Source organism: Maridesulfovibrio frigidus DSM 17176 (assembly GCF_000711735.1).
GTDB classification, from domain to species: domain Bacteria; phylum Desulfobacterota; class Desulfovibrionia; order Desulfovibrionales; family Desulfovibrionaceae; genus Maridesulfovibrio; species Maridesulfovibrio frigidus.
Map to the genome: position 1 here is coordinate 1 of NZ_JONL01000010.1, position 19,129 is coordinate 19,129.

At 38.5% G+C, this 19,129-nt stretch carries 14 protein-coding genes; 10 read left to right on the top strand and 4 right to left on the bottom strand.

Annotation, left to right across the window (positions count from 1 at the left end):
- The 5 genes from BR06_RS0116835 to BR06_RS0116855 all read left to right on the top strand — a co-directional run.
- The coding region (locus tag BR06_RS0116835; protein WP_031485163.1) for an IS3 family transposase at window positions 1–301 on the top strand (301 nt) is incomplete at its 5' end.
- A gap of 631 nt (window positions 302–932) precedes the next feature.
- Window positions 933–1,865: an OmpA family protein gene (locus tag BR06_RS19905; RefSeq protein ID WP_051677159.1), complete on the top strand. Its 933-nt coding sequence runs from the start codon at window positions 933–935 to the stop codon at window positions 1,863–1,865.
- 2 nt (window positions 1,866–1,867) lie between these two features.
- Window positions 1,868–3,199: a hypothetical protein gene (locus tag BR06_RS0116845; RefSeq protein ID WP_031485167.1), complete on the top strand. Its 1,332-nt coding sequence runs from the start codon at window positions 1,868–1,870 to the stop codon at window positions 3,197–3,199.
- Window positions 3,200–3,204: 5 nt separating this feature from the next.
- Complete coding sequence (locus tag BR06_RS0116850; RefSeq protein WP_031485169.1) at window positions 3,205–4,287, top strand: hypothetical protein; 1,083 nt, start codon at window positions 3,205–3,207, stop codon at window positions 4,285–4,287.
- A 337-nt stretch (window positions 4,288–4,624) separates the two neighbouring features.
- A complete protein-coding gene (locus tag BR06_RS0116855; RefSeq protein ID WP_031485171.1) occupies window positions 4,625–5,971 on the top strand; it encodes a DEAD/DEAH box helicase in 1,347 nt (448 codons plus the stop codon).
- An 83-nt stretch (window positions 5,972–6,054) separates the two neighbouring features.
- On the opposite strand, the gene BR06_RS19910 is transcribed toward BR06_RS0116855, so the two are convergent.
- A complete protein-coding gene (locus BR06_RS19910; RefSeq protein ID WP_031485173.1) occupies window positions 6,055–8,403 on the bottom strand; it encodes an ATP-binding protein in 2,349 nt (782 codons plus the stop codon).
- Window positions 8,404–8,463: 60 nt separating this feature from the next.
- Window positions 8,464–11,412 (bottom strand): PAS domain S-box protein, encoded by a 2,949-nt coding sequence (locus tag BR06_RS19915; RefSeq protein WP_051677160.1) that lies wholly within the window; start codon window positions 11,410–11,412, stop codon window positions 8,464–8,466.
- A gap of 407 nt (window positions 11,413–11,819) precedes the next feature.
- On the opposite strand from BR06_RS19915, the gene BR06_RS0116870 reads away from it, so the two are divergent.
- From BR06_RS0116870 to BR06_RS0116885, 4 genes are all read left to right on the top strand, one after another.
- Entirely contained in the window at window positions 11,820–13,067 is a 1,248-nt protein-coding gene (locus BR06_RS0116870; protein WP_031485176.1) for a response regulator, read from the top strand.
- Between the two features lie 10 nt (window positions 13,068–13,077).
- Entirely contained in the window at window positions 13,078–14,217 is a 1,140-nt protein-coding gene (locus tag BR06_RS0116875) for an HD domain-containing phosphohydrolase (protein WP_031485178.1), read from the top strand.
- 8 nt (window positions 14,218–14,225) lie between these two features.
- Window positions 14,226–15,236 (top strand): HD domain-containing phosphohydrolase, encoded by a 1,011-nt coding sequence (locus tag BR06_RS0116880; protein ID WP_051677161.1) that lies wholly within the window; start codon window positions 14,226–14,228, stop codon window positions 15,234–15,236.
- A 101-nt stretch (window positions 15,237–15,337) separates the two neighbouring features.
- On the top strand, window positions 15,338–15,688 hold the full coding sequence (locus tag BR06_RS0116885) for a hypothetical protein (RefSeq protein ID WP_031485182.1): 351 nt from the start codon (window positions 15,338–15,340) through the stop codon (window positions 15,686–15,688).
- A 152-nt stretch (window positions 15,689–15,840) separates the two neighbouring features.
- On the opposite strand, the gene BR06_RS0116890 is transcribed toward BR06_RS0116885, so the two are convergent.
- Complete coding sequence (locus BR06_RS0116890) at window positions 15,841–16,506, bottom strand: hypothetical protein (protein WP_031485184.1); 666 nt, start codon at window positions 16,504–16,506, stop codon at window positions 15,841–15,843.
- A 324-nt stretch (window positions 16,507–16,830) separates the two neighbouring features.
- Window positions 16,831–18,321: an Lcl C-terminal domain-containing protein gene (locus tag BR06_RS0116895; protein WP_031485186.1), complete on the bottom strand. Its 1,491-nt coding sequence runs from the start codon at window positions 18,319–18,321 to the stop codon at window positions 16,831–16,833.
- A gap of 252 nt (window positions 18,322–18,573) precedes the next feature.
- On the opposite strand from BR06_RS0116895, the gene BR06_RS0116900 reads away from it, so the two are divergent.
- The gene (locus BR06_RS0116900; RefSeq protein WP_031485188.1) at window positions 18,574–18,885 is read left to right on the top strand and encodes a tetratricopeptide repeat protein; all 312 of its coding nucleotides are present in this window, start codon (window positions 18,574–18,576) and stop codon (window positions 18,883–18,885) included.
- Window positions 18,886–19,129 lie beyond the last annotated feature (244 nt).

Sequence of the window (19,129 nt, forward strand, 5' to 3'; positions counted from 1 at the left end):
CCAAGGGAGTCAATATACAAGCTTTTCTTTTTCATCGGCTCTTCGCAGATCCGGCTGTATAAGCAGTATGAGTCGTAGGGGAAACTGTTGGGACAATGCAGTAGCAGAGAATTTTTTCAGTAAACTGAAAAGGGAACGTGTTTATCGCACGACGTACAAAACTCGGGAACAAGCAAGGCAGGATATTTTTATCTACCTTGAGATCTTCTACAACAGGAAACGAAGACATGCCGGCATCGGTTATGTTTCACCAGAACAATTTGAGCAGGAATATTACCGTAAACAAAAACTAGCTGCCTAACCTAAAACGGACTGTCCGTTATTTATGTAGCATTTCAGACATCTAAAAAGAGATTTCATGTCCAGCCTATATCTATATGGTTGAAGCTCAATAATCGAAAGTGTGATATGGCTGCCCGCTACCGTGACTTATTTTTCCATGCATTGCCCGCCATGATTTTTTCGCTTCAAGCATTTCATTGAATTCTAACTTAGAAAGCCATTCGCCGTATCTGTTTTTGTACTGCAAGTGTGTAAGCGGCTTGTGGTTTGAGAACACTCTATCAAGAATCGTGAAGCAAATTCGTTTAGTATTTAAGTGGAAAACCGTGGAGGATTAGTGTGTCTGTTTTATATAGTTTATATGATTAAGATATAGACATATACGCTTGATTAAAATAGAGTATACGTGTCATTGAGTTGTGTGAACTTTTGTTAATTCATGCCTATGTGGGTTATCTGTGTCAACTTTTTGTAGCATAATTTATGGCACAAATGAGATTTATATTAATATAAATTGTCGTATTGTATACTGTTTTTTAAGTATGATATGATATTAATATTTCCTAATTATTGTGTAATATGGGATTTCAAGATCATTATCTGATGCATAACAGTAATGTAGTAAATATTAGTCATAAGAAGGGGGGGGGATGTTTAGAGTTTATTTTAAAGTATTAATTATATTTTTATTATGTACTTCGATATTAAATTGTAGCCTATTTAGTAATAATAGCGTTCGTACAGATCCAAATTCGAAGCAGACTGAGGGGCAGGAATTTGAATGGAATGATAAGAGTTCAATTAAAGACGGTTCTGACACAAGTTCAGATAGGCTCACCCGAAGTGATAAAGTAAAGTTGGAAGCTCGCGAAAGTAGGATTAATAACCAAATTAGTTATTATGATCTTAGCAGTCATACTTCGGTTGACCGTTTTCAAATTGATAAACGATTACCGAGCGGAACAACAAAAGCTATTCCTATCGTTAGGGTGCGATTTTCACAGTTAGCTTTTTTTGATTCTGACTCTGACAAACTTGAAATAGAGGCAGAGAAAATTATCCAACTAGTTGCTAAAATAATGCAGCAGGAAGATGCTGACACTCAACTGCTTCTCCTAGGACATACTGATAGTGAAGGTTCTCCGGAACATAATATGGATTTATCGCGCCGCCGAGCTGTTAATGTTCTAAAAGCATTACGGAAACAAGGGGTTGCTAATAATCAAATGTCCACGATGGCAATTGGTGAAAGTCAGCCTATTTCTTCTAATAAAATATCTGCAGGAAGATCCCTTAATCGAAGGGTTGAATTTATAATATCAGATGATAGAGACGCTAATCGTTATTTTGTAAATGAAGCTGATTTTTGTGAAAGCTGCCTTGATGATCATACGCACAATCCGCAAGTAAAAAAAGATGTTAGAAAACCAATCCGAGAACTTGAGGTTCTTAGACTTCCTGAAATAGACATTGAAGTAGAACCGGAAGTGGATGCAAGGCTTAATGCTAATGCGACTGCTGAAAGGCCTAGAATCGAAACGTATAAGGACAAGCCTGTAATTATAAAGACTTATAAGGAGTGAACATGAATGAAAGAAGTAGAGTCGAATCACATATAAGAGACTCTTTTAATGCTTGCAAGGGATGGAGTTATCCTTCTCCTCACAGTATAAATGAAAAAATACTTGAAGCGGCCAATAAGGAAGCTTCTGAAAATAATATTTTTTGTGATGATTTTGGATTGACTAAAGGCATGAGCGAAGTTTGTTCGCAGTTTGCTAAAGAATCACTTCATAATTTTAATGTCTGTTATTGCGAGTTTATGACAGCTTGTGCTCCTCATATTAAGAAGATTAAAAAATACAGCGAATTGGAAGTTCGTTATCAACAAATTGATGATGGAATTGATGGTAAAATTAGTGATGAAAAAGCTGGTATTACTTCAACCAATAAATATGTCGAGATGAATAAAGAGTTAGAAGAAGCTCGCGAAAGATATAAAAGGATCCGATATAAAGAAGGTAATCGTGACGTTGGTCTTCGTCCGCTTTGGTTATATCTTCTTGTTTTAGCCGTGTTGGGGGTTGGAGAAATTTTTCTAAATTACGAATTTATTTTCGATTTTATGGAAATTCCCGCTTTTGCTTTTTCTGGAGCGGCCATTGTCGGTTTTTTAATGGCGTGGGCTTCTCATGAGCATGGAATAGCTCTTAAACAATATAGTCATTATTTTGGAAAGCATGTTCAGCCTGAGGATAAGACGTCGCTAGGATGGAAATTTTTTGTTGCATCATCTTTTTTGTTTTTAACTTTTGTCGGACTTTATTTTGTTCGCTTCATTGCAGTAGCTAACGCTCAAGCGAGTGTCCAAGCTGCAGCAGGTATTGATATTTTAAATCTAGGAAGTCTTGAATTGCATGGTGTAGGTCCACATGCATCAGCTTTGACTAGTTTAATGTTCAATCTTGCTGTGTGGGGTAGTGGGGTTTGTGTCTCATATTATTTTCATGATAAAAATCCGGATTATATTGACGCTGCAAAGCAAAAAAAACGTGCTGAACATAAATTTTGTAAGTTAACAAAGCGTCATGACGCAAATATCAAAGCATATAATGCTAGCCGCAGCGTTGAGAAAGATAATGTTGAGAATGAACTTTTAGCTCTTAATGAAGATCTTGGTGAGCATTTAGACTTGTACAATACATTGCAAGACCACAGACTTAAAATAATTAAGGGAATTACTAACGTTACGAATCAAACTTTAACCATATATCAAAGAGCTTTGATTGGAATTCTGAAGCAAAATGAGAATACTAATATTTACGCTGCTAATGGCGAGATAATATCACGGCAACATTTAGTAAAACATCCTTTTCGTGTTGATGAGGATTATGTCGTTAATTTAATTAACTGGTAGGAAATATGATAATAAGAACAATTTTTATTACACTAATTTTGAGCTTGTCTGTAGTCTCTTCGGCATTCGCTTTTCTTGGTTCAAGTCTTCCTGATATAGCTAAATTTAATGGTAAAAATAACTTCAGGCAGACAGTTGTCTATATAGACCAAAGTGTGATGCGTGAAGGTGAAACATCATGGGCTAAAAGAATCGCCACAAAGTTAGAAGTTTCACTTATGCCTGCTGAAAAAGTTACCATAATGCTAATGGACGCTGAACGTTATAATGTTAAGGAAATTTGGTCTGGAGCGTGGCCCGGATATACCGCAGCAGAGGTACGCGAAATTAAGGATAATAGAGGGATTGGGAGTTTCTTTAGCAAAGATCCACTTGATACCCTCACTGAAGAACGCGCCTTTTTTAAAACAAGATTAGGATCCTCTTTGGGGCAAATTTATTCCAAAAGAGACGCTTCTACCAATGAACCCAAAAATATTATGTTCACCTTAGCCTCAGATGAAGCCCGTTTTAACCAGATAGGCATGGTTACGAGGGTAATTCTTTATTCTGATATGGAATGTGAAATGAAAGTTAAAGATTTATCGGTAGATTTCTCAAATGCTATATTCTACGTGTTTGGAATAAATTCAAAACAATTAGTTCAAAAAAAAGAGTGGGGGAAAACTTTGCTCAGTGCTAATGGATTATTAGCATCATTTAGCAAAGATTTATCCTTGCCGGCAGGTTCCCCACAAAAAGTTTATCACTACTCAATTGAATATACTAATTTAGTAGATAATGTGATGTTGGGTGATATGATTCTTATGGTAAAACAAGATGGAAAGATGTGTGACAGCTATATCAATATGCGGAGTGTTTCTTCTCCTCGAGCTTCTTTACTTACAGGATTTGTGGACGAATCTAGAGAAAATATCCAAGTTAAGGCTAAGAGTGTTGGCAAATTAACATCTCTGGTTAAAGGTGAGATTGTTGAACTTACTGGAAAAGGAGTTCTTACAGGTTTTATAGGACATCCTGAATTCAATGCAGAAAATAATCAGCCCGCAGTTTTTAAAGTCACGGCTACCACTCAATCCTATAGGTAGATTTATTCCTTAGCAAATAAACCATTCCCAAAGAACCACCTCGATTATTATGATTGTCCCAAATTGAAGGGCAATCGTAATAATCGAGTTTTTTTATGCTTCATAACTGGTTGGGCTTCTCTTATTGTTCAAGAGCCAAAGATAGTCTGTTGCAGGGATTATCCCGAAACTCTTTTTTGATAATAACCACAAGAACATTCTTGCCCTTCTGACTGAATTGAAGCAAGAGCAGTCCTGCGCATTTAAATTTAGAATTATTGCTTCTAGTTGGAAAAGTCATAGCCACAGAAAATGAATTACCTCGTATAATATGGATTGAGCTACAATAGGAGCATTTATGCTGATTAATATATCAAAGGACTTGACCTTAAGCGATATTCCTTCTGCGTTGGTGGATGAAATAAAAGAGTCCTTAACCCTGATGAATCCTGCGTTTGTAAATGCCATGAAGTACGGACGTAACGCTAGACGTATTAAAAAGCACATCAAGATGTACACAGGCGATAGCAAAGGGCGTCTGCATTGTCCGCGAGGGTTCGGGATTGAGCTTCATAAGCTTGCTAAAGAAGCAGGTGAAGACATTATATATGAAGATAATAGACGTGAACTTGAACCCGTGGATTTTGTGTTCAAAGGAGAACTACGGCCCTATCAACAGGAAGCCCTTCAATCTTTTTCCCTGCCGACCCAAGGTGTTCTTGAAGCTGGAACTGGGGCTGGGAAAACCATTATGGCTCTGGCCTTGATTGCCGAGCGCAAGCAGCCTTGTCTTGTGATCGTCCACACAAAGGAACTGCTTCTGCAATGGGTAGAGAGGGCGCGTCAATTTTTAGGTATCGAAGTCGGACAGGTGGGCAACGGTAAGTTTAATATTCAACCTTTCACAGTTGCTACGATTCAGACAGCTCGGAATCGTTTAGAAAAGCTGACTCCGGTTTTCGGCCATGTAGTGGTTGATGAATGCCACCGGGCTCCCGCTAGTACCTTTCAGGAGGTTGTTACCTCTTTTGATGCAAAGTACCTGACTGGCCTTTCAGCTACGCCATATCGGAACGACGGTCTCGACCGTATGATAGACATGAGTCTTGGAAATGTTGTTCACCGGGTTGATCCTGAATTGCTTAGAGAGACAGGCGCAATTCTCAAGCCGGAAATACACACAGTTAATACTGCCTTCTCCTTTGTTGGTGATCCTTCAAATCAATATCCTCTAATGATGACAGCTATTGCTGAGGACTATGATCGCAACAGTCTAATAGCAGGTTGCGTGATTGGAGAACTTGAGCAGAATTCGGGGACCCTTTTGCTTGTTGCGGACAGAACTGCGCATCTTGACGCATTGGCTGGCATTTTAGAAGTTCAGGGTGTAAGTGTTTCCGTTCTGACCGGAAAAACTCCTGCAGGTGAACGAGAGGCGATTGTTGAGAATCTTAATGCTGGAAAAATTAAAGTACTGGCAAGCACAGCGTCACTCATAGGCGAAGGGTTTGATTGTTCCGGTTTATCTACTTTGTTCCTTTGTTCTCCGATCAAATCAAAAGGCAGGCTCGTGCAGATTATAGGTCGTATTTTAAGACCGGCTGACGGTAAGCGGCCACGGCTCTATGACTTCATTGACGCCAAAGTGGGAGTGCTCAAGTACAGTGCTGAAATTAGACAGAATATTTATGAAGAAATAGTTTAGGATTAATTTTAGAATTTAGTTCGCCCGCTACCAAAAATTTTTGATAGCGGGCGTTTTTTTGTAAGGACTTACATATTACGAAGCTAAACCTCTGATGGTTCAACAGGTAAACGAATTGTGAAAGTGGTTCCTGATCCTATTTCTGATTGGACATTTAGTGAGCCTTTGTGGTGATTAACGATTGAAAGGGCTATCGAGAGTCCTTGTCCTGTACCCATGCCGATTTCTTTCGTGGTGTAGAAGGGGTCGAATATATTTTTTAAAACATCGTCAGACATGCCACATCCTGTGTCAGAAATTTCACACACAATATACTGGCTTTCCTCATATGTTTTAATATCTATAATACCTTTCGTACTTGTTTCTTTGAAACTAGCTTCTATTGCATGGCTGGCATTAACTATTAAATTTAAGATAACTTGAGATAGTTTGCTTGGAATACAGGTTATCATCATAAGGTCTTCGCTGGGTTCGAAATTGACATCCGCATGGAACTTCCATTCATTCTGGGTTAGCATAATAACTGTTTGTATTAGCTCATTAAAATCCGTAGTTTGAATCTCGCCTTGTGACGGGTGGGCAAGTCTTTTCATGGCCTTAACAATGGCATTAATGTTATTTGTTCCCGCAATAGAGTCTTTCGCCGCTTCATGAATTTCCTGAACCAATAATGAGCTCTCATGGTCATTCAGGTCTTTGATTTCTGTAATCGCTTCGCTGATGAAACTCAGGTTTACATTGATGTATTGTAGTGGAGTATTAATTTCGTGAGCCACGCCAGCGGCCAATGAACCTATAGCTTCCAATTTTTGCGCTTGAGACAATTCTTTTTCGAGATTTCGTTTTTCCGTTCTGTCGACGATAGTCACAATCACCCGCTCAAGAGTTTCTTCATATCCGGCTAGCACATCTATGTATACGAGAATACCCAGCGTCTTGCCGGTGAGAGTTTTTATTTCTCCATCGACCATTAGATGTCTTTTACCTTGAGCTAAGGACGCCACTTCAAGTCCGAATACTTCCCATGACCTTTTCGAGAATGTTTTTGCAAGATTATCAAATAGCTCTTCTTTGGATTCTGCTTCATGAAGTACGAGGGTGGCTTTGTTTATGTCTACTATTTTTACTGCTTCAGCACAGTGTTGAAGTTCTTCTGGGTGTTTTTCAAAAAAATCAATCCAGTTTGTAACTCCTTTGTCCTTAAGTCTTTTAATGATCGGAACGAGTCCGCTCATATCTTCTTCCCATAATGATAGATGAGAGGACTCGAACAGACTTCTATACCGTTTTTCCTTTTCAGTTATCGTATTGATGAATACCGAACGTTTTTTCCAATACACAATAAAAGCAATAATTAAAATTAGGGCGCCAGTTAAGATAGAGGCAAGTATGTATTTTGCTGTAGGGTGTAGGTCAAAAAATGAGTTCGGTTTGTTGAAAATTACGGAGTTGACCGGGAGAAGATCTTCACTAATATTCCAGCGCTGTAGTTGTCGCCACTCGAATTGGTACTGTCCATAGTTTTTAAGCTCAGCAACGTGGGGCGGGGGAGTGCCCTTTGCAATGGAGGCCATGCTTCTAGCCGCTCTTCCTCCTACTATAGTCGCGGAGTCGATATAACCGCCAACAATGCTGTTTCCTTGAAAATAGCTGCTTGCAATACCAAATACCGGAACTTTGGCCACCGCCCCAATTTTCATGACAACATCGTTTGAGGTGTAGTGCTCATTTATTGAATCTCGGGCCATGGTAAGAAATAGAATCATGTTGCCAGTTGGAAGATTATGAACACGCTTTAGAAGATCGGCAAGTGGGATACCAATCCAGTATTCGATGTTCACTCCCTTAAGGCGTGCCTTCATCTCTTCTTTGGCATGAGTTATGAGTCCTTCTGCGAATGAATCGCTACCTGCTATGACAATAATGCGATTGGCATGCGGAAGCATCCGGACCATAGCTTTAGCCGTTCTGGTGGGGCATATTCTCGTGATGGTAGTGTATATGTTTTCTGGAGATTGTTCGATTTGTGATTCATCTGCTTTGTCAAGATTGGTAACTATGACTGGAATGCCTGGAAATGTTTTTTGTATCATTTTTAAGCTAGAGACTTTGCGGCGAGTAAGGATGAAGTCTACTTTGCCGTTGTATCGTTTGTATAGAAGTTGACGCAGATCTATGTCTTGTAAAGCTTTTGTTGATATGTTTTCAATATGTAAATTGACGGTTGCGCCGAGCAATTTGGTCAATTCTACCTTGCACGATGTAAACATCTGAAGTTTCCAGTGAGTAAGTGATATTCCTTGATTTAGACATAAAACATTATAGCTCTTTTTTTCAATAGATTCAGAATCATGGGCAGCTGCAAAGACATGATTGGAGAGGAATAGACTGCAAAGAATAATCGATATGATAATATTATTTTTTGAACTCAAAACTACTCCTCAAGAATTTGTTTATCTGAACAATGATTAACCTATTTTTAATGAGAAAATTTACTCGGTGAAAGGAAGCTGAATTAAAAATTTAGTTCCTACTCCTTCTTTCGACTCTACGCTAATATTTCCTTTGTGAATATTAGCAATTACATTATGCGCAATGGCAAGACCCTGTCCTGTTCCTTTACCTACTTCTTTAGTTGTAAAGAATGGATCAAAAGCTCTCTCTATTACTTGGCTAGACATTCCTGAGCCCGTGTCCGCAACTTCAAGGATCGCATGGGTTGCATCATGTTTTGTTGTAATAGAAATAGTACCCTTTTCGCTGCTACCCTTTGCTTCAATTGCATGAGCACTATTGATGATCAAATTAAGCAGTACTTGGCCCATTTCACCCTTCATACATTGTATTTGAGGAAGGCTTTCTTCTAGTTGGAGATCTATTTCAGCCACATATTTCCACTCATTAGATGAAACCGTTACAGCATCTTTGATTATGTTGTTGAGATCAAAGAATCCTTTATGTGTTTCTCCGGGGTGAGCCAGTTGCTTGATGGATTGAACAATTTTCGAGATTCTCTTTAATCCTTCTACAGATTCTTCGATAGCTTTTGGAACGTCTTCAGATAAGAATTCAAAATCATCAGCATTAAAATGGTCGTTTTTATATTGGAGAACTTCAGACTGTGGCTTTCCTTCGGCAAGACTTTTAAATGCTGTGTCGCAACTTGTGACCATTGTCATTAAATCTACAAAGCTATCTTCAAGGAATTTCATATTAGAGCTGACATACTGCGTCGGTGTATTGATTTCATGAGCAATACCTGCAGCAAGTTCACCTATTGATTCTAGTTTTTGAGCTTGCCGTAGTTGCGCTTCCACTATCAATTGTTTCGAAATATCACGGGCAACACCTACATAGTTTATTATTTGGCCATTCTCGTTACGAACCGGACATATCGTTGCTTCCTGAGTATAGGATTTGCCTTCTTTGTTTCTGTTAACGAATTGGCCGCTCCAAATATTTCCTTGTGATATAGTTTTCCATAAATTTGTATAGAACTCTTGGGTCTGCTCAGAGCTTTTAAGAATATTGGAATTCTGGCCAACGGCTTCTGATTTCGTGTAACCGCTGATTTTTTCAAAAGCTGGATTTACATATGTAATTATTCCGGACGTATTCGTAATAACGATGGATTCAATAGATTGCTCAATTGCTGCAATCAGTCTTTTTTGTTGTTCTTCAGATTCCTTTAGTACTGAAATGTTGGTAAAGGTAACAACATAGCACGGGTTGCTGTCTATTTGATGCTCAAGATTTACGCTATGGGCTATTGTCCACACACTAACTGAATCATTTATGAACCTTACTTCAAGTGGTTTTCGATTTACGAAATTTCCTCTGCTCCACTTATCGGTGACTACAGTCACGTCTTCGGGGTGCAGCAGATCAATCCAACTTTTAGAATTTGAATCGTTAGTTTTAATTCCTGTCAGTTCAGATACCCTCTTGTTAGCAAAAATCAGCTGGTCGTCGAAGTCAGAAATGATCATTCCTACAGGAGCAGCATTGATGATTTCGCGGAAACGTTCTTCACTATCAAGTAGCTCATGTTCAATTTTTTTTCTTGTGGATATGTCTTCCAGAGTTGCAATAACTTCTATTTGAGAACTTAGGCTCTTCACCGGGTTAAAGATTGCATGGATAAATGTTGTTTTTCCGCCAGTAACTGAAGTGTATAAATCTTCATATGTGGATTGCTCGCCATTTAATGCTACGGTTAATGCTGCACGCATTTGTGAACGTTTAGATTCCGCTACATTGAAGCCGATCAGTTTTTCTCGGGGGGCGCCCATCATTTCAATAAATATGTTGTTACAATCAGTTATCATTCCTGTGGAGTCAAAATGTACCATTGCTAGAGGGGCGTTTTCAAATAAATTGCGGTACTGAAATTCACTGTTTTGCAGGCTCATCTGTGCTACATATTTTGCTGTGATATCGTTTCCGATACATAGCAATTCATTCGGCGCACCGTCTACTCCCTCTTTTTGCCACGCTCTCCAGGCAATCCATCTTATTTTTCCATCTGATGTTTCAAATGGCCGTTCAGTGGCTACTTTTCCATCCCCAAAAAAAACTTTAAAACATACATCTTTATTATCTATTTCATCTGAAATATCCTCTCCGGATAAAAGGTCAAGAATATTTAAACCTACAATGTTTCGATCTTGGACAAACAGTGATTTTGCGAACTGGTTAGCGAAGATAATACTGCCGTCGCTTGCTACTTTTAAAATGATCATATTTACATTTTCAACAAGTTCTCTATATTCTCGCTCGCGTTCTTCAAGTTCAATGATTAATGGTTCGCTAAATTTTTTAAAGAGAAATATTCCTATGGCAATCAGTATTATTCCAATGACCAAGATCTTGATATTTGTAATAATGAACGGATTTCTGAGTTCTTTCATATCAATTTTAGCTACCATCCCTAGTGTCAAATCTCCCATTTTCATCGGAGTATAAGCCGCAAGAACTTCTTTATCTTTATAGTCAAGACCGATTATTGTTCCTGAGGATAGTTTCAGGGCTTTTTTCATGGGGATTGCTTCTTTAGAGTCAAAAGTAACTTTCCTGAGAGGGCTTTCGGGGAGAACTACATCGCCGTTTACAATGAGAAATTTAATATGGCCGTTGGTGTTTTGAGCTACTGTGAATTCACCGCTTTTGCTTTGTATCTTGAATTCTCTCTGTGCTGAAGCAAGCTTTCTGATAGCTTTATCAATATCAAATCCGATATTAAGTTTATTATCTATTCTCTCATAGTGTTGGAATAGCACTTTTGCTAAGCTGGCCTGACTTTGAACAAGTTCATGAAGGCGATGCCTTTGTTCGGTCAATGAGGTTTCATACAGAAGCTTAGACCCTGCAAGAGACAAAGAAGTTGCAATGATAACCATTATTGCTGCCAAGAGAGCTAAGCTCTTTTTTTGTTGGGGCATCGGAATCTCCTTGTCTTCAATATATCTTATCTGAAGCAATATTTCTTAATTTAATGTATTATGCGAAAGTTAAATTTTTACCAGTTTTTTATTATACAGATATAATCTAACATAGTTGGTGAATAGTTGGCAAAGTTCAAATTAAATAGGTTTTTTCATATATTAATTATTATTTACAGTTTATAAAAGGACTATTTCTATCTGTAAATAACACTCAATCAGTAAAGTTTGGTGTTTTTGTTGATGCTTATTTACAATTGATGCTAATAAATAATTGGAAAATGTGGTCTTTTTAAGTAATAGTTATATTAATAGATTTTAAAATTATAGATGTGTTGGTTGTTTTTTTTGTTAAAATTTAGGAAGATTTGGTTCTATTGAGCGAACTCTCTACCAGAGGCTAAACAATGGGTAATATAATTTCGGTTCTTTTTGTTGATGATGAACCCAATGTGTTAACATCAATTAAACGAATGTTACGTTTCAAAAGAAACGAATGGGATATTGAATTTGCCGAGTCTGGTGAAGAAGCTTTGGATTTATTTGACAAAAAAATCTTTGACGTAGTTGTTTCAGATATAAGAATGCCAGGAATGGATGGTGCGGAACTACTTACCCGTTTGAAAGATGAGTATCCTGGAGTTATCAGGATTGCTTTGTCTGGGCAGGTCGGGTTGAGTGAAGTTGTGCGCAGCATTCGGGCTGTTCATCAATATATTTCAAAACCATGCGATGCGGAAACTTTGGTTACTAAGATCGAAAGTGCGCTCAAATCTCGAGAAATATTGACTGATCCTGCAATGCAAAGATTGGTAACTGAAATTGATGCTCTACCTGTGATTCCCAGCGTTTTCAAATCTATAGAGGATGAGTTGCGGAAAGAAGAACCGTCCATTTCCAAAATAGCAAATTTGATATCCAAGGACGTTGGGCTTGTAGCTAAGATTTTGAAATTGATTAATTCTCCCTATTTTGGACTGCCTTCAAATATTAAATCGATTTCTCAAGCGATAAGTTTATTGGGGCTTGAAACAATTAAGACATTGATACTCGGGACACATCTTTTTTCGATGTACGACGAAAAAGCTTTGCCTAAATTGTCATTGAGTTTGCTTTGGGAACATAGTTTTCGCGTCTCAAATATTGCCCGACTTATTGCTGAAAAGGAAAACCTTGATAAGAATACAATAATACAGGTGCGTATGGCAGGATTGCTCCATGATGTGGGCAAGCTTATTTTGGCTTATAGTTTCCCAGAAAAATATTCGCAGGTTCTTGATAAAATTAGGGAAACTAAAGATCCTATAAATAGATGTGAACTGTCAGTTTTTGGAACAACGCATGCTCAAATAGGTGCGTATTTGATGGGGCTTTGGGGGATGAGTGGGGAAGTTGTTCATGGAATAGGGTATCATCATTCATATGATAAATGTGATCTTAGTATACCAATGATTGTTTCAGTTGCTGATATGATTGATCATCAATGTGTAATTATCAACCCTGACTACGGAAGAATTGTAATTGATGAATCGGTACTACCCCCATCGAGTAATGCTAAACTTGAAGAATGGATCTCTCATATTTCCCTGCATTGGCAAGGTATAACAGATTTTAATGTTCTTGATTCTGATGTGATTGAACATCTCCGGAAGTAGAGGGATATTCATGAAAGCGCGAATTTTACTTGTTGATGATGAGCCTAATGTTCTCTCTTCACTGAAAAGACAACTTCGGGGCGCTTATGAAGTTGATACCGAGTCTGATCCGGCAATGGCTTTAGTTAGCCTGCAGAGTGCAAAGCCGTATGCAGCTATAGTTTCAGATTATCGTATGCCCAAAATGAACGGCATTGAGTTTCTCAAAGGAGTCAAAAGGATTAGGCCCGATACAACCCGTTTGATGTTAACTGGATATGCAGACTTAGAAAACGCGATGAGGGCTGTAAACGATGGCCATGTATTTAGGTTTTTAACAAAGCCTTGTGATAAGGAGACGCTGCTTGAAAGTCTTAAGGAGGCTGTAAAGCAGTATGAACTTGTCACCGGTAAAAGAATCCTGCTTGAGAGAACTCTGAAGGGCAGTGTCGAATTGCTCAGTGAAATAACAGCACTCGTGAATCCGGAAGCTGGAGCCAGAATTAACAGAGCGAGAAGATATGTTAAATATCTTGCTAAGAAAAAAGGCGCTAATGATCTCTGGCGGTATGATATCGCGACGATGCTTTCTCAATTAGGCACCCTTATTTTGCCTCCAGATACTTTGGACGATCTCTTGTCAGGGAAAGAACTTACAGCTGAACAAGAACAAATGTTCGAAATGCATCCAGTTATTGCCAAAAGTCTTGTGGCAAAATTACCCAGAATGGAAGCGATCGCAGAAATGATAGCCTACCAATTAAAAGGTTTTGATGGATCTGGAACACCTAGAGATGCTCTAAAAGGTGAAAGAATTCCTCTAGGAGGAAGAGTTCTCAGAATTGCACTGGATTACGATCTGTATTTAAATGTCGAAGAGAATGCGAGCGCCGCATTTAGAAGGCTTGAAGATCAAGCTGAGCTGTATGATCCTGAACTTCTCTATTACCTTGAGGGACTTCTTGGAGTTGAAGCTCACTACGAAGTTAAAAAGCTTTATAAAGGGGACCTGCATCCGGGTATGATTCTTTATGATGATATCCTTTCGAATCAGGGGGCATTGCTGTTAAGGAAAAGCCTCGAGCTTGATAAAGATAAGATTGATCGGATAATTATGTTTGCGGAAAAAGTGGGTATTAGAGAACCTATAGATGTATTGGTCCCTAATTAGGATGTAAAATGATAGATGCTTTTCATGGAGAAAATAAGATTCTTTTTGTAGATGACGAGATTAATATTCTTAATAGCTACAAAAGAACACTAAGGTCATACTTCTCCGTTTCAACCGCACTTGGTGGTAAAGAAGCCCTCAGAATCATGGGTGAAGAGGGGCCGTTTTCTGTGGTTGTATCTGATATTAAAATGCCGCAGATGGACGGGATAGAATTACTTTCTAAAATACGGACTAAATACCCCGACTCTATACGAATGGTACTTACCGGATTTGCGGATTTAGAAATTGCCATCGGAGCTGTAAACCATGGCGATATATTTAGATTCCTAACTAAGCCATGCCAGACTGAGGACTTAGTAAAAGCTGTAGAGGCTGGTGTTCAACAATATCGAATGGTCCATGCATCTAGGGAATTGGAAGCTGTTCGGAGAATTAAAAAAGGACTAGAAGGAACCATTAGAGCATTTACCAGAGTTGTTGAACTTAGAGACCCTTATACTGCCGGTCATATGGATAGAACTGCCGATATTGCTACGAAAATTTCTACATCCCTTGGACTTAGCTCAGATCAAATTCAAGGTCTGCAACTTGCTGCTTTGGTTCATGATATTGGTAAAGTTGCTGTTCCAACTGGAATTCTAAATAAACCTGACTCCCTAACAGAAGCTGAATTTTCAATAATCAAGACACATCCTCTTATTGGGGCGGAAATATTTGAAACAATGGAAACAGAATGGCCGATACAAAGAATAATTCTTGAACATCATGAACGTATTGATGGGTCAGGGTATCCGCATGGATTAAAGTGTGATGAGATCCTTTTGGAATCAAAAATTGTATCTGTTGCTGACTTTATTGATGCCACTATGACTGACCGTCCATACAGGAAAAGTATGGAAAGAGAAAAAGTGATAGCGAAGCTTAAAAAAAATAGTGGCATAAAATTAGATAAAAGAAGCGCAGATATAGGTATTTATCTTATCCAGGAAGGGGTGGTGTCGCCCTCTGTTAAATAGGTCCTGCACAATGTAGATGTTTTATGTTAAACTCTAAGCCTCGTGAAAATGGTTGTTGATAATTATCAGATTTTATCAAACACTTACAAGTGAGGGTAGCTATGGCAGAAAATTTTTCAGTCAGTTTTGGCACTAAAATTAGATGTTTCATCGTCGCAATTCTCGGTCTTGCTTTTCTTTTGCCGGCAATCGGCATTGCAATAGAAGCTTTTGCGGCGCCTGATATAAGTGCTGATGACCCCCTCGCGATGCTTTTTCTCGCATTGCTGCTTGGCGGATGTGGATTATTACTTTTATGGGTGTCACGAGATATGTATAGAAAAGCTAGTCTCGGCGTGAAGCTTAGGAATAATACAGACATTACTGCTGTCGGAATGGCTAATCTTATGAATATGCAGGATATGGGAAATGACTCGGATTACGATGGCGGTGACTTTGATGGTGATGATTAATTTTGAGATTAGGAAGCCTAGATAATTTCGTCTGTAGGCTATATTTCATAGAGATGGCTAACGTTTTGGCATAAGTGTGCTTACGATCAATGAATCGTATAAAATAGACCCTATTTTCGAAGGGTCTATTTTTTTTATATGGAAAGTATCAATTACACATTCCATAGCTTTGGATCTAATTTGTTGTAATTCTTAATCTTAGTAGGATGGCCGCTACTCAGCAGCTGGTAGTAATCTTCTTCGTATATATTCCACCTGCATAGATCGATAGGTGTGACTTCTGACGCATTAACTTCAGGCACAACTCCAGCCTTTTCTAACGCTGCAGCCACAAGTTCGGAACAGAAAAATTTGCCATAGTCTTCCTTATTGTACGTCGGTCCCAGTATGATAGGATCAATTCCGTCAAAAAGGTCAAATGCTGATTTAACGGCTTGAATTAAATCATATTTGACGTGGCCATCGGCTATATTTTTCAAGAAGTCATAAAAAACAGTAAGATCTTCAGGAGCTCTTCTTAGATCTTTACGGATTGGCAGCCACCAAACATTGCCATTGTATCCATTAAGAACCTTACTCAGTTGTGAGATTGATACTCCATTAGAGTCAATGGCGACAGTTGATTCAATAATTTCATTTATGTAGCCTCCACCTTCTGCTTTTTCATAATTATGATGAATAACCGCTAGGTGTGAAACGTCAGCTCTTGTTGCCATTTTTATGATTTCAGAAAAAGGATCTTTCCCTCCAAAAGCAATGACATCACCAGGTTTCATTTGGTTTCTAATGTCGTTGTAAGTGTTAACCTTTAAACTCATAGCAGGCTCCTTTATATTTAAACGTTATTAAAAATATAAAACATGGCTACATGTATAACATGTTATAAAAGCAATAAACAGTATGTTTTTAAATAATAATGAATAGTTGTTATTGTAATTAATTAGCTATTTAGTTTTTTATTAAATAGCTAATTAATATGTTTATTGAATGCTTAGCTATTTTATTTATTTTCATAGAATAGATCCTTTTATAGTCAACACATCCTAGGTGGCTCTTAATAGCAATAAAGGCCACATCTATTATAGATGCGGCCTTTATTGCTAGTCTTTATAGTTCAGACAAATGATTGATTATCGATGTTTTTACTGTTGTCTTTTACCATGGCCTTCCGGCACGCATGCCATTTGATTATCCTGTCCTATTTGAAGGCAATTCCCGTTCATGGTTCCCCGCGGAGTGGTGAAAGAGCAGTTATCTCCCTGAGATTTACCACCACATGCATTTAAAGCTTCAGCTGGTGGTCCTTGTCTTATGCTTCTGCCGTTGCCTTTTCCTTGGCTTTGTCCATTCATTTTCCCATTACCCTTTCCATTCATCCCGCCTTGGCGCTGCATGGAGTTTGAAGATCTTTTGTTTTTTGAGGATCTGAAACCTGTCGGGGTAGGTGGGCTGTCTGGAATGGCTACTCCGCCTGACACACAGCGCACATAGTTGAAGATGCGTATGTCGTCACCTTGAGGGCCGTGCCCGTTTGGAAATTTGGAAGGGTCACCTGATTTTGGATCGCTGCGCTGTGCTCCTGCGCCATGAACGTCCAGCCATTGCCCTTGACCTGTGCGTGGAGATTTCATGTATCCTTTAGCCCGGCCGAAAGTGACATATACGGCATTCTTAGGACGGGGGCCGTCAAGATGAGTTGTAGATGTCCAGTAGTAGGATTCTTTGTCGGATACGTTAAAAATCGGGTCAATGGCTGCAGAACTCGTTGTGGCAGGGCTTCGCGAGTAATCTACTATTGATTGCAGTTCTTTTGCATTTGGCAGGCGCCAGTCTGTGCGACCTGCGAAGGTAAGATTTTCACAGTAGCTTAAGGAGTCTTCCCAGTTTAAGGTTTTACCGCTGTCATCTTTTTGCCAGATTAGGGTAGTGGCCTGATCTGTTACGGTTTTATCTCCGTTATCCACAAATTTATTCTGACCATATTTTGTGTTACCGCGCACATAACGAATATAGAGCGTGTTCTTCTGCCTATTGCGAGGTTTTGTTATGGCATACCCCTTAATACGACCGTCAGCGAAATTGACTCCGAAGACAGTAGGGTTGCCGTTCATTGTTTTGCTTACATATTTTGTCGCTGACCAGTCCTGACAATCTATGTCGCGCTCGCCTGCGTTAGTATCCCCATATTTAAAATCAAAAAACTTTGTATTAATAAATGGCTTGGGTCCTTTTGCGTTAAGCAGCCAGCCGTTAAAATCGATTAAAGAGTACAGTTCTTTAATAGTAGGAGTTCGCCAATCTGAGTGTCCGCCTATTTTACAGTCTTTAGCTCCATCCAAAGCAGAGTTCCATGTGACTTTAGAGCCGCGAGCTTTAACCCACATTAATCCCGTGACAAGGTCGGTTATAGTTCCGTCGCCATTGTCGCGGTAGATGGGTTGGTTACCTTTGTATTGAGCATCCTGCCCGAAAAAGGCTTGTCCGGAATCTGGGCAATCCATTAAATTAGTATTATCAAAACACGCTTTTTGGCCTGTATCTACAATTTTAAATGATTGATCTTGAGCAAAAGCAGGGCTGGAGATGATAAAAAAAGCTAGAAGCAGACCACCTAAAGATATTTTGTTCAACATTTTGTCTCCTTTGTTTGGTTATTCTTATCATTATGTAAAAAAAATATTAAATGGACAAATATAAATTAAATAAAAAATAAATAATACTTCATAATTATGATGATTAGCATTTTAGATATGAAGAAAAGTGAGTTTAATAAATAATACCTATTGACATTGATAATCATTTTCAATAAATTAAATTTAACGAAGGCAAAGTTAAATAAGTGACAAAAGTGATTGGTAATATCTTATATTTTTGAGGAGTCGAGTATGTGTGGTTTCAGTAGTGCTTGGAGATTGAATCGTGAAGGAATGGTTGCTTGTAATGATGGTAAATTTGATAAAGCCGAAAGCAATATTTTGCGGGCGATCAGTCTTGCTGGTTGTAATTCTAAGAAAATTCACCGTGCTACAATGTATAATAATTTGTCAGTTGTATATCAGATGAGTGGAAAGATAGACGAGGCCGTCGATGCATATAATAAGGCGGTGAGTAATTTAAATCCTGAACATAAAGGGCAGGCTGCACTTATAAACAGAATGAAAAGTAAGATGGATACTCTTAAAAAAGTTGTTGTTTAAAAGTTGTTGATGCTGGTTCTTCTTCGAACGGGAAATCTTACATGGTTTCCCGTTTATTTGTTTTTAGACGTAAATATTAATAAAATTAGCATAAATCGTAAAGGATTCCTTCACAGGGCTTGACTTTGTGTGGAAACTGCCTAAATAATCCGAGTTCTTTTGCTGTACTTGTGAAAGGGTTCACGTACCCTTTTTTTTATAGCATATTTAAAGTACACTACCGCCGTCTTGGTTCAAGCTCGGC

Bases quoted from the DNA above. Each gene is read 5' to 3' on its own strand.
- BR06_RS0116845 (WP_031485167.1), top strand. From the start codon at position 1,868: ATGAATGAAAGAAGTAGAGTCGAATCACATATAAGAGACTCTTTTAAT.
- BR06_RS0116855 (WP_031485171.1), top strand. From the start codon at position 4,625: ATGCTGATTAATATATCAAAGGACTTGACCTTAAGCGATATTCCTTCT.
- BR06_RS19915 (WP_051677160.1), bottom strand. From the start codon at position 11,412: ATGCCCCAACAAAAAAAGAGCTTAGCTCTCTTGGCAGCAATAATGGTT.
- BR06_RS0116890 (WP_031485184.1), bottom strand. From the start codon at position 16,506: ATGAGTTTAAAGGTTAACACTTACAACGACATTAGAAACCAAATGAAA.
- BR06_RS0116870 (WP_031485176.1), top strand. From the start codon at position 11,820: ATGGGTAATATAATTTCGGTTCTTTTTGTTGATGATGAACCCAATGTG.
- BR06_RS19905 (WP_051677159.1), top strand. From the start codon at position 933: ATGTTTAGAGTTTATTTTAAAGTATTAATTATATTTTTATTATGTACT.
- BR06_RS0116850 (WP_031485169.1), top strand. From the start codon at position 3,205: ATGATAATAAGAACAATTTTTATTACACTAATTTTGAGCTTGTCTGTA.
- BR06_RS0116880 (WP_051677161.1), top strand. From the start codon at position 14,226: ATGATAGATGCTTTTCATGGAGAAAATAAGATTCTTTTTGTAGATGAC.
- BR06_RS0116900 (WP_031485188.1), top strand. From the start codon at position 18,574: ATGTGTGGTTTCAGTAGTGCTTGGAGATTGAATCGTGAAGGAATGGTT.
- BR06_RS0116895 (WP_031485186.1), bottom strand. From the start codon at position 18,321: ATGTTGAACAAAATATCTTTAGGTGGTCTGCTTCTAGCTTTTTTTATC.
- BR06_RS0116885 (WP_031485182.1), top strand. From the start codon at position 15,338: ATGGCAGAAAATTTTTCAGTCAGTTTTGGCACTAAAATTAGATGTTTC.
- BR06_RS0116875 (WP_031485178.1), top strand. From the start codon at position 13,078: ATGAAAGCGCGAATTTTACTTGTTGATGATGAGCCTAATGTTCTCTCT.